Raw genomic sequence first — 11,367 nt, forward strand, 5'->3', positions numbered from 1 at the left:
GGGTGAGAGCGCCCCCGGCGCCGTCACCCGGACGACGGAAGGAAGAGTCCTCCGATGACCACGGACACCACGACGGCCGACACGCCCGCCGACGACGTCGCCACCCGACGGGAGGAGGCCCGCGCCCGGCTCCTCGACCAACTCCTGGGCCACGACGGACAAGCAGCGCTGAATCCGGACGGCCTCCGGGTCGCCGACCCCACCTTCACCGGCCACGGCTGTCCGCTGCGCCTGGACCTGGGCGACGGCACCCGCCCCGCGGAGCCGCACACCCCGGTCGCGTTCCGGGACACGGTGGTGGAGACCGGCACGTACACGTGGCTGTTCCCCGCACTGGACGGGTACGTGCCCGGCGACGATCTGATCGAGGAACTCGGCGCGCCCGGCGGCCAGATGGACCTCAACCCCCCGCTCCCGTTCGACAAGCGGCAGTGCGCCGAACTCGGCGAGAAGATCGACGACAAGTACCTGGCGAAGCCGCCGAAGCCGTCGACGGCCCCGGCCGAGGCCGGCATCCCGGCGGGCTACACCTACCTCGGCCAGTTCCTCGACCACAACATCACCTTCCAGGCCGACGTGACCTTCGACAGCAACACCATCGGGGACACGACGAACTTCCGCAGCGCCAGGGTCGACCTCTCCCACGTCTACGGACTCGGTCCCAAGACCCAGTCGTTCGCGTTCTACGACAACCTCGACGTCGGAAAGTTCTGGATCGACCCGAACCGCGACTACGACGTGCCCCGCAACCCCCAGGGCGTCCCGGTCATCGCCGACCCGCGCAACGACAACACCATCATCTCGATCCAGATCCACCACGCCTTCATGCTGTTCCACAACGCCGTGGTCGACATGCTGAAGGGCTCGGTCCCGGACGTCGCCCTCTTCGACACGGCCAAGCAACAGGTCGTCTGGCACTACCAGTGGATGATCCTCAACGACTGGCTTCCCAGGATCGTGAAGGACTCGGTGTACGCGAAGGTCAAGGCGGTGGCCGAGAACAAGGAAGCCCCCTTCCTCCTCTTCAACCCCCCGCAGGACAAGCCGGTCGCACTGCCCCTCGAATTCACCACCGCCGCCTACCGGCTGCACTCGCTGCCGGTCGAGGAGTACCGCCTCAACAACACCACGACCGGCCACCTCTTCAACTTCCGCAGACCGTTCTCACCGCTGCGCACCGAACAGGTCATCGACTGGCACCAGTTCTTCGTGATCCCGGGGGCCACGCAGCAACCCCAGTACGCGAAGAGGTTCGACAGGAAGATCATCCACGCCTTCCTCCAGATGCCGCCGCCCATCGACAGCCCCCTGACGTGGCTGGAGGACTCCACGGAGAAGGAAGGGCTCCCGGACGGAAACCCGTACCAGGGCCAGCTCTACTCGCCGCTGCTCTCCATCGCCATTCGGAACCTGCGCCGCGCGAACTCCTTCGTCCGCAAGGACGGCACCAAGGGGCTGCCCTCCGGGGAGGACCTCGCCAAGGAGGTGTACGCGAAGTACAGCTCAGGCCACGATCCTTACACGCCGAAGGACTTCGGGCTGCAGGACTTCGACCACGTACCGCCCTGGTACTACGTCCTGGGCGAGGGCGCGCTCGAGGAGAAGTCGGACGTGGGCAGCCTCAAACTCGGCACCCTGGGCAGCGCCATCGTCGGCGAGGTGATCGCCGCACTGATCAAGGCCGACCCGGGCTCGTACCTCAGCCACAACAGCAGGAACTCGGCGAACCCGTGGAAGCCGACGTTCGGCAAGGACCCCGGCACGTTCTACATGGCGGACCTCGTGCGCATCGCCGGACTCGTGTGACGACAGGCCCCCGGGCCCGGCCGCCGGGAAGGTCCTCACGTCGACGGTGCTCGTGGTCGGCTGCGAGGAACGGGTCGGAGCTCTTGATGAAGATCAGGTCCACCGTCCCGGCCGGTGAGGCGTCAGCCCGTGGACGGGGGGTTCCCACCCGCGGTGACCACGCCCGTCTCATAGGCGATGACGACCAGCTGGGCCCGGTCGTGGGCGTCGAGCTTGGCCAGCAGCCGCCGGACGTGGGTCTTGACGGTCGCGATGCTCAGCCCCAGATGCTCGGCGATCCCGCGGTTGGGCAGTCCCCGGGCCACCAGTCGGAGGACTTCCCGTTCCCGTGGGGTCAGGCCCGCCAGCTCCCGGGCGAGCCGCGGGCGCGGCTCGTGGCGTCCGGCGAACTCGCGGATCAGCCGGCGGGTGACGGCGGGCGCGAGCAGGGCGTCGCCGGCGGCGACCACCCGCAGGGCCGCCAGCAGGTCGGCGGGGAGGATGTCCTTCAGGAGGAACCCGCTGGCTCCGCCGCGGAGTGCCGCGTACACGTACTCGTCCAGGTCGAAGGTGGTGAGGACCAGCACGCGGGTGCCGACGGCGTCCGGGTCCGCGCAGATGCGCCGGGTGGCCTCCAGACCGTCCATGCCGGGCATCCGGATGTCCATCAGCACGACGTCGGGCCGCAGCCGCAGGGCGAGTTCGACGGCCTGCTCCCCGTCGGCGGCCTCGCCCGCGACGGCGAGGTCCGGCACGCTCTCGATGAGCAGGCGGAAGCCCGTCCGCAACAGCGCCTGGTCGTCGGCGATGAGGACCCGGACCGGCGGGTTCACCGTGCCGCCTCCGATCCGCAGGGCAGCCGCGCGTGCACCCGGAACCCGCCCGTCTCCAGGGGGCCGGCGGAGAAGGTCCCGCCGCACATGGCCGCCCGCTCCCGCATCCCGACGAGTCCGTGCCCGCCGCCGAGACGCCGGAACGGGAGCCGGTGCGGGAGCCGGGCCGGCGCGTCGTTGACGACCTCGATCTCGACCGCCTCGGGATCCACCCGGGACAGGCTCACCCGGCAGTCCGCCGATCCCGCGTGCCTGACGACGTTGGTGAGGGCCTCCTGGACGATCCGGTAGACCGCCAGTTCCACCCCCGGGGGGAGCGGTGGATCCGGGTCGACGGACAGCTCCACGCGCGGGCCCGCGCCGGCCGCGAGCGCGGGCAGGTCCGCCAGACCGGGGGCGGCCCCGAGCTCGGCTCCGTCACCGGGTGAGCGCAGCACGCCGAGCATGCGGCGCATCTCGGTGAGCGCCGTCCGGCCCGCCGTCCCGACCAGGGCGAGGGTCCGCTCGGTCTCCTCCGGGTTGGTGGAGGCCACCGCGCGGGCCACCTCGGCCCGGACCGTGATGACGGTCAGATGGTGGGCCACCACGTCGTGGAGCTCGCGGGCGATCCGCAGGCGCTCGTCCGTCACGGCCTGCCGGGCGGCGAGTTCCGCGTACGACCGCTGCTCCCTCAGCGCGGTGCCCACCAGCCAGGGCAGGGCCATCATCAGGGACGCGAAGACGACGCCCCCCGCGACCTCGGAGGCCGGGACCGGTCGCGGCCCGAGGGCCATGGCCGCCGCGACGGCGCCCAGCGAGCAGCCGAGCGCCGTCGCGGACGGGCGCCGCGGTTCCCGCGCCGCCACCGTGTACAGGGCGGTCCCGACCGGGACCCAGGACGCCTCCCATCCGGTGGACAACACGGCGAGGACCGCTCCGGCCAGAACCGTGTACAGAACCCGGACGGGCCACCTGCGCCGTACCGCGACCGGCAGCCAGACCACCGCCGCCACGGCCCCCGCGCCCCAGCCACCGCTCAGCGTCTCGCTCACGCCGAACGCCAGGGCGAGGAGCACGGCCGCGACCGTGTCCACGCCCTGCCACTGTCCGTCCCGCAGACGTCCGGCCACCAGCGGCCGTGACTCACCGTCACCCATGCCGGCCACGCTATCCAAGCGGGGCCCAGGGCCCGTCAGCCCGGAGGACGTCATCTCACGGGCTGAGTCATCCGCACGACCGATGCCCGTCGTACCCTCCTGGGCTGACACCGGGTTCCTCCCCGGGGGCGAAGCCGCCCGGCTCGTCGGCCGGAACAGTGGAACGCATGAATCGGAGAACACTGCTGTCCTCGGGCGCCGCACTGGCCGCCGCCCTGATCCCGGGTCCGCTCGCGCCGGCGGCCGTCGCGCAAGCGGGGCAGGAGGAACCCGTGCGGTTCCAGCTGCCCGCCCCGAACGGCCCGTACCCGCTGGGTACGGTCGCGCTGCACCTGGCCGACACCACGCGGCCGGACCCCTGGGTGCCCTCCCGCCCCTGCCGTGAGCTGATGATCAGCATCTGGTACCCCGCCCGCGGCCGCGCGGACCGCCCCACCGTTCCCTGGATGCCTCCGGCGGCGGCCGACCGGTACCTGAGCATCCTCGGCCTGCCTCCCGGCCGGGTACGGCTGGGAGCCACCCACGGCCACGAGGGCGCTCCCGTCGGCGGCCCACCCGGCCCCCTGCCCGTCGTGCTCTACTCCCCCGGCGCCGACGCGTCACGGTCGTTCGGCACCGGCGTCGTGGAGGACCTCGCCAGCCACGGCTTCGTGGTGGTCACCGTCGACCACACCTACGACGCGGCGGCGGTCGCCTTCCCCGGCGGACGCGTCGAGACGAACCCGACGGGCGGGATCAGCGACTACGCCAAGGCCCTCGCGGTCCGTACCGACGACATCCGCTTCGTCCTGGACCGGCTCGCCGTCCTCCGCGCGGGTGGCCACCCCGGCGTCTGCCGCACCCCGCTGCCCGCCGGCCTGCGCGGGGCGCTCGACCCGCGGCGCGTCGGGATGCTCGGCCACTCCCTGGGCGGCGCCACCACCGCCGCGACGATGCTCACCGACGGGCGGATCACGGCGGGCATGAGCCTGGACGGGGGCGCGGCGGGCCCGGTGGTGGACGCCGGGCTCGACCGTCCGTTCCTGGTCGTGGACACCCCCGGCAAGGGCGGCATGGAGAACAACCCCGCCCTGCGCGCGTTCTGGTCGCACCTGCGCGGCTGGCGCCTGCACCTGACCGTACGGGGAGCCGCGCACCAGTCGTTCGGCGACGACGTGCTGATCCTGCCGCTGATCGCCCCTCTCCTGGGCAGGTCGGCGTCCGATCTGGAGGAAGACGTCGGGACGATTCCCGGGCACCGGGCGCAGGCGTTCCAACGCGCCTACCCGCGAGCCTTCTTCGACCTCCACCTCCGCGACCAGGGGCGGCTGCTCGACGGCCCTTCCCCCGACTTCCCCGAGGTCGACTACGCCCGGTGAACGCCTTGGCGCCGGCCTCGCACGGGGATCACGACCCGGGGAATCCCGCGGGGCGGAGAGGCGGGCCGGGGTCAGTCCTTGTGCCGGAAGGACGCCTTCCCGGCGGCTTCGGCGTCGGGGCGAGGACGGTCGGGGGCAGGTCCTGGGCGAGCTGGACCAGCGCAGTGGTGCGACCCGGCCTCACGGGGATGTGGTGGGCGGCGAGGCGGCGGCTGAGCGCGGAGGCGGAGATGTGGCTACGCCTCCGCACCGGAACGCCCCTCTGCGGCGCCGCTCCTGTTGACGGAGTGGTGTCACAGAGGGGCGGAGGGTGGGCTTGGTCAGGCCCTGCACATGACCAGGGCGCGACTCTGGCCGATGTGGGAGCGGGTTGTCCAGGAGTTGGCGTTCTGCGGGTCGGGGGCGTCCAGCTCGATCTCGTCGTCGATGGCGCCGAAACCGTCGAGGCCCAGACGGCTGTCCCGTCCGCCGCCTGCGATCTGTGTGCCCTGGGGGCAAGTGGCGCGGGCCACCTGGCCCTTCTGGGACCAGTCGGAGGCGACGACGGTGGGAACGGGCGCGCCCTGGGCGCACATGGCGTAGGCGCGGGTCTGGCCGCTCTTGGCCTGGACCATCCAGGTGTTGGCGCTGTCAGGGGCGGGCCCGTTGGCCTCGACGCCGTCGCTGAGCGCGCCGGTGAAGTTGGTGCCGATGCGGGCGTCCTGGCCGCCGCCGACCAGCCCGTAGCCACTGGGGCAGGTGGCCTTGGCGATCCACCCGGCCTGGGACCAGTCGGAGGCGACGATGGTCAGCGCGGGGGCTCCGGCGGCACACAGCGCCATCGCGCGTGCCTGGCCCTTCTTGGCCTGCGCGGACCAGGTGTCGGAGACGGTCGCGTCGGGGGCGTTGAGTTCGATGTCGTCGTTGACGTCCCCGTTGATCAGTGTCTCCAGCCGGGTGTCCCGGCCGCCGCCGATCAGACGCTGGCCCGCCGGGCAGGTGGCCTTGGCGATCCATCCGGCCTGGGACCAGTCGGAGGCGACGACGGTGGGCACGGGCGCGCCCTGGGCACACACGGCGAAGGCGCGGGCCTGGCCCCTGCTGGCCTGGACCATCCAGGTGTTGGCGCTGTCGGGGGCGGGCCCGTTGGCCTCGACGCTGTCGACGACCGTCTTGAAGGTCGCGTTGGCGTAGAGGTTGGCGTCCTGCCCGCCGCCGACCAGGCCGTAGCCGCTGGGACAGGTGGCCTTGGCGATCCACCCGTCCTGCGACCAGGCGGAGGCCACGATCTTCACTGCCGGGGCGGGCCCGTCCACCGCCCCGGCGGACGGCCCTGCCGCTAACACCGCGCCGGCTGCCAGCACCCCTGCGAGGGCGAGGCGGATCCCGTGCATCATTCGAGCCCCTTCACGTGCCGCTGAAAACGACGCCCTCCCAAGCCGGGGGGGCTCGTCGAGTGTGCGGTGCGGAACCCCGCCCACTAGATCACGGCACATTCAAACCACCTGTTCGGATGAATGCCGGTCACCGTCACCAGACAGCGCACCCTCGCCGAGGGCCGCGAGCCGATGCGGCCCCCGCTGAGGCCTCCGGTCCTCGGGGGTCGAGACTGGTGAGCTCGCATGTTGATGTGTCGCGTCCACGGTGACCCCGTCGGGGCGGGGTGATGCGCCGGAGGCCGGGAACGGCCGCGACGTACAATCGCGGCCAACGCGAAGCGCCGGGCCGGGATTCCGGCACCGGCGTGAGGGAGGGGACAGGATGTTCGGTTCGGAGAAGAAGCTCAACGACATGGCGGCGAGGCTCAGGCCCGACCTGAGTCGGGAAGCGCTCGGCGTCGGGCCGGACTTCCCGGGCATCGCCCCGAACCCGGTCCTGAGCAGGGACGCACGGAAGCGCAATGCGGAACTGCGTACGGGGGCGCTCGCGCTCGGCGTTCTCGTCGACTGGCGGGAGATCAGCAGCGGCGGCAGCCCACGCGTGGCCCTGATGCTCGACGTGGAGACCGCCGACGGCATCTCGTTCCGCGGCATCGCGGACGAGAACCTCACGATCACCGAGATCACCCGACTCGCCCCGGGGCAGACGTTTCCCGTGCGCTACCGGCCGGCCGTCATGGACCACTACGTCGCCCTTGCCCGGGACGCGGACCCCGCCCACGTGCAGCGGCTCTCCGACGAGATCGCGAGCCGCAAGCGGACCTGACCCGAAGCCAGTCGAGTGCGAACCGGCCCCGGGGCGGAGCGCCAGCGGTGCCTTCCGCCCGTTGCGGCCCCCGCGTACGATCGGCGGTCATGGTTGACCTCTATCCTCCGACCGAGCCGTACGACACCGGGTTCCTGGATACCGGAGACGGCAACCGCCTCTACTACGAGCAGCTCGGCAACCCGGACGGCAAGCCCGCCCTGAACGTCCACGGCGGCCCGGGCGCGGGGGCGCCGCAGCGGCCGACCCGGGCCTGGGACCCGGAGCGCTACCGGGTGATCCGCTTCGACCAGCGCAACTGCGGCCGCAGCACCCCGCACGCCAGCGACCCGGCGGCGGACATGAGCCTGAACACGACGCGGCACCTGATCGACGACATGGAGCGGCTGCGCGAACACCTCGGCGTGGAGCGGTGGTTGCTGAACGGCGCCTCCTGGGGGTCGACCCTCGTCCTGACCTACGCGCAGCGGCATCCAGGGCGGGTCACCGAGATCGTCATCCCGGCCGTGACGACGGCCCGGCGGGCCGAGATCGACTGGCTCTACCGGGGTGCCGGGCGGTTCCACCCGGAGGCGTGGGACCGGTTCCGCGACGGCGTCCCGGAAGACGAGCGGGACGGCGACCTGTTGGCGGCGTACGCGCGGCTGATGGAGAACCCCGACCGCGCCGTCCGGGAGAAGGCCGCCGCCGACTGGCTCGCCTGGGAGGACGCGGTCGTCTCCAACGAGCCCAACGGTTCGCCCGGCATGTACAGCGACCGCGAGGTGGACGCGCGGATCGCCTTCGTCCGGATCTGCGCCCACTTCTTCAGCCACGGCGCCTGGCTGGAGGAGGACCAACTGCTGCGCGACGCCCACCTGTTGGCCGGCATCCCGGGTGTGCTCGTCCACGGCCGGCACGACATGGGCTGCCCGGTGCAGACGGCCTGGGAGCTCGCGAAGGCGTGGCCGGGGGCACGGCTTCACATCATCGAGGACTCCGGGCACGCCGGCAGCGAGGCGATGGGGCAGGCGACCCGGACCGCCATCGAGGAGTTCAAGAACCGCTGACCCCCAGGCCTCGGAGGCGACCTCGGCGGCCCTGAACTCAGGTCGCCGGACCGCGGTCGACCGGAGCCTGCCACGGCAGGACCGGGCGGACCAGCAGTTCCCGCCCGTCCGGCCACGTCAGTCGAACCTCGGTGCCCGCCACCCGGACCGTCACCTCCGGTGCCGGGGGCGCCCCCGGCGCGCCGGTCAGCAGCACGGCGCCGACCACCACCTCGATCCGTTCTGACGATTCGTCACATACCCGTGCCGGAGCGGGCGGGAGCACGAGGAGGGGAACGGCGCAGCGGTGGCCGAAGGCGTTCGCCCGCTCGCGGCGGTGCACCTCCGCCGCCGTCCAGCCGTGCAGCCCGAGCACCGCGCTGACCAGCCCCGGCCCGTTCGCGCCGGGTGCCGTCCGGACGGCCGCGCCCGGAAGCTCCCGCAAGACCGTCTCCGGCTCCGCCTCGGCCGCCAGCGCGTAGCCCCCCTCGCGCAGGCCCCAGCCGGGCGGCCGGCGCAGGCCGTGCACCCTGATCTCCCAGGGCCCGGCCGGCACCGAGACGCTCACCACGGGCGGCGGGGCCGCGCCGGGGACGGGCCCGCCCGGGGGCAGCGGCCGGTGCCAGGAGGCGGCGTACCGGTCGGTCACGGCGAGCCGGTGGATGCGCTCGCGGCGGGTGGCGGTGCCGTCGGGCAGGAGCAGCGCCAGGTGGTTGTCGATCCGTGGCGCCTCCGGGCCGATCACCGGCCCGGTGCGGGTCGAGTAGGCGAGCCTGGCGTAGTGCGGCTCGTCGCGTTCGACGGCCGGCGGGGCGGTCAGGTAGCAGGAGCCGTGGTTGAGCACCCGGACGAGCCCGTCGGCGGCGGTCCGGTGGACGAGGAAGCCGGGGACGGGCAGCGCGGCCGTCAGGTCGGCGCGCTCCCCCGCGAGCGGCTCCTCGGGCGCCGTCCACACCGGGTGGCCGGCCGGGAGCAGCAGCCCCAGGAACCCCATGGCCGCCGCGTACGGCGAGCCGGGCGAGCTGTAGACCTGGGCGGCCGCGCTCTGCTCCCCGTACCAGCCGAGCGGGAGCAGGCCGCGCGGGTCGGGCGCGCCCCGCTCGGTGAAGTGCCGCAGCACGCCGGAGGCCAGGCGGCGGGTCTGCCCCGGGGTGAGCGGGGTCGCGCCGTCCAGCGCCCCGAGCCAGAACGGGGCCAGGCAGGCGAAGCGGTAGCTCAGCGACCGACCCTGGTGGAGCACCGCGCCGTCCGGCCCGAACAGCCAGCGGTACTGGGCGAGGAAGCGGTGCAGCCGTTCGCGGTACAGCGCCGCCCTGGCCCCGGCGCGTTCCCCGGCGATCCGCGCCCAGAGCAGCGGGTAGAGGTGGAACCCCCAGGCGTTGTAGTGGTCGAAGCGGCGGCCGGCGTCGTAGGCCGCTTCCGGGCCGACGGCGAACTCCCGCGGGCCGCCCGAGCGGTAGTCGTGGCGGGTCTCCGGCCCGTCCAGGTACCAGCCGTCGCCGGAGTACCACGGCTCGATCCGGTCCAGCCGGTCCTCGATCTCGGACCGGTCGTGCCCGGCGCCGACGGAGGCGAGGAACTCGCCGACCACCGCCTGGAAGAGCACGTGGTTGTTCTCCCGGACGCCCCGGCCGACCGTCCCGCCGAGCCAGCCCGCCACCTGCTCGCGCTGACCGGGGGTCAGCCGCTCCCAGATCCACGGGCGGGACTCGTGCAGGGCCACCGCGAGCGACGCGGCCTCGACGATCTGCTGGGAGTAGTCGGTGACGGCCGGCCAGCTCTCCGGCCCGCCGGGGTCCGTGCCGGCGAGCAGCCCGGCGGTGACCTGGTCGGCCAGCTCTCCGAGGCGGCCGCGCGCCGGCTCGTCGCCGGCCGCCAACCGGACGGCGGCCAGCACCGCCGTCCGCGCGAAGCCCTCCAGGCCGTCGGTGTCGCCGCCCGACCAGCTGCCGCGCCCCGGCGGCGAGATCCGCGCCCCGAGCGGGCTGCGGTAGGGCCGCAGGGACGCCAGCAGGTGGTCCGCGACGGCGATCCAGTGCCGACGGGTCCAGCCCGTCACCGGCGCGCCCGCCCGGTCCTCGGGCGGCAGGTCGAGCCCCGCGGTCGGTCGGTCCCGCATACGGCGGCCTCCTGGTGGCGACGGTGCCGGCGGCTCCGGCACCCTCACCGTACGGCCGGGCGCGCCGCGGCCCGGGGCGGCTCAGGCCGGGTCGGTGGTGGAGACGGCGAGCAGCTTGGTCACCGAGCCGTCGTCCCCGACCACGTCGCGCAGGTGGCGGAAGCCGAGCCGCCGGCACATCGCCAGGCTCGGGGTGTTCTCCGCGCCGACCATGCCGTAGACCTCCTTGAGCCCCAGTTCGTCGCCGGCGTAGCGGATCAGGCCGCGGACCACCTCGGCGCCCAGGCCCCGGCCCCAGAACTCCGGGGCCAGCGCGGTGACCAGCTCGTGGCCGTCGACGTTCCCGGTGCGCTTGACCTCGGCGTGGCCGGCGTACGCGCCGTCCAGCCAGAGGCCCCAGATGTCGAAGAGGTGCTGCGGGTAGACGTCGGTCAGGATCGCGCGGAACAGCGTGCGGATGTCCGGCTCGGGCACGAGGTCCTGGCCCATCCAGCGGCACACGTCCGCGTTGCGGAGCAGGGAGACGAAGGCGTCCTCGTCCTCGGGCCGGTAGGGGATGAACTCCAGGTGCTCGGTGCGCAGCTGAGGGGTCATGCCGCTCTCCTCTTGGGTCGTGGTGGTTCGGTGGTGCGGCAGCCATGGGGCGGGGCCGGTCGGCGCGGCCGGCGGCCCCGTCCCCGCGGCCGGTCAGGCTCGGGCGTTCTCCATGCGCTCGCGCAGGCTCTTCGGGCGCATGTCGGTCCACACCTCGTCGACGTAGGCGGTGCACTCGGCCTCGGTGCCCTCGGTGCCGACGGGCTGCCAGCCGGCCGGGACGTCGAGGTCGGCGGGCCAGAGGGAGTACTGCTCCTCGTCGTTGCGCAGCACCTGGTAGCGGGTGTTCTCGTCCATGTCGGGCTCCTTCGTCATCGTCGGTCGGTCTCG

10 protein-coding genes are annotated in these 11,367 nt (G+C 73.3%); 4 read left to right on the forward strand and 6 right to left on the reverse strand.

The window, feature by feature from the left end; translation table 11 throughout:
- Positions 1-54: 54 nt before the first annotated feature.
- Positions 55-1,806: a peroxidase family protein gene (locus tag AMK13_RS15815; RefSeq protein WP_074002744.1), complete on the forward strand. Its 1,752-nt coding sequence runs from the start codon at positions 55-57 to the stop codon at positions 1,804-1,806.
- Positions 1,807-1,928: 122 nt separating this feature from the next.
- Here AMK13_RS15815 and AMK13_RS15820 read toward each other — a convergent pair whose 3' ends face one another.
- Positions 1,929-2,618 carry a response regulator gene (locus AMK13_RS15820; RefSeq protein WP_074002745.1) on the reverse strand — a complete coding sequence of 230 codons (690 nt, stop codon included), beginning with the start codon at positions 2,616-2,618 and terminating at the stop codon, positions 1,929-1,931.
- A complete protein-coding gene (locus tag AMK13_RS15825) occupies positions 2,615-3,754 on the reverse strand; it encodes a sensor histidine kinase (protein ID WP_079272168.1) in 1,140 nt (379 codons plus the stop codon). Before AMK13_RS15825 ends, AMK13_RS15820 begins: the two co-directional genes overlap by 4 nt.
- Positions 3,755-3,921: 167 nt before the next feature.
- Here AMK13_RS15825 and AMK13_RS15830 point away from each other — a divergent pair, with 167 nt between their 5' ends.
- The gene (locus AMK13_RS15830) at positions 3,922-5,112 is read left to right on the forward strand and encodes an alpha/beta hydrolase family protein (protein ID WP_074002746.1); all 1,191 of its coding nucleotides are present in this window, start codon (positions 3,922-3,924) and stop codon (positions 5,110-5,112) included.
- Between the two features lie 320 nt (positions 5,113-5,432).
- Here AMK13_RS15830 and AMK13_RS40955 read toward each other — a convergent pair whose 3' ends face one another.
- Positions 5,433-6,488: a hypothetical protein gene (locus AMK13_RS40955; protein WP_143204548.1), complete on the reverse strand. Its 1,056-nt coding sequence runs from the start codon at positions 6,486-6,488 to the stop codon at positions 5,433-5,435.
- Positions 6,489-6,852: 364 nt separating this feature from the next.
- Between AMK13_RS40955 and AMK13_RS15840 the strand changes: the two genes are divergently transcribed.
- Both AMK13_RS15840 and pip read left to right on the forward strand, forming a co-directional pair.
- Positions 6,853-7,296: a hypothetical protein gene (locus AMK13_RS15840; RefSeq protein WP_049649580.1), complete on the forward strand. Its 444-nt coding sequence runs from the start codon at positions 6,853-6,855 to the stop codon at positions 7,294-7,296.
- Positions 7,297-7,385: 89 nt separating this feature from the next.
- The gene (gene pip, locus AMK13_RS15845; RefSeq protein WP_074002747.1) at positions 7,386-8,345 is read left to right on the forward strand and encodes a prolyl aminopeptidase; all 960 of its coding nucleotides are present in this window, start codon (positions 7,386-7,388) and stop codon (positions 8,343-8,345) included.
- A 37-nt stretch (positions 8,346-8,382) separates the two neighbouring features.
- Here pip and AMK13_RS15850 read toward each other — a convergent pair whose 3' ends face one another.
- The 3 genes from AMK13_RS15850 to AMK13_RS15860 form a co-directional block, all read right to left on the reverse strand.
- Positions 8,383-10,443 (reverse strand): DUF2264 domain-containing protein, encoded by a 2,061-nt coding sequence (locus AMK13_RS15850; protein WP_074002748.1) that lies wholly within the window; start codon positions 10,441-10,443, stop codon positions 8,383-8,385.
- 81 nt (positions 10,444-10,524) lie between these two features.
- Complete coding sequence (locus tag AMK13_RS15855) at positions 10,525-11,037, reverse strand: GNAT family N-acetyltransferase (protein ID WP_049649583.1); 513 nt, start codon at positions 11,035-11,037, stop codon at positions 10,525-10,527.
- Positions 11,038-11,130: 93 nt separating this feature from the next.
- Positions 11,131-11,334 (reverse strand): MbtH family protein, encoded by a 204-nt coding sequence (locus AMK13_RS15860; RefSeq protein ID WP_049649584.1) that lies wholly within the window; start codon positions 11,332-11,334, stop codon positions 11,131-11,133.
- Between the last annotated feature and the right edge of the window lie 33 nt (positions 11,335-11,367).

Source organism: Streptomyces sp. CB02056 (assembly GCF_001905545.1).
Classification (GTDB): domain Bacteria; phylum Actinomycetota; class Actinomycetes; order Streptomycetales; family Streptomycetaceae; genus Kitasatospora.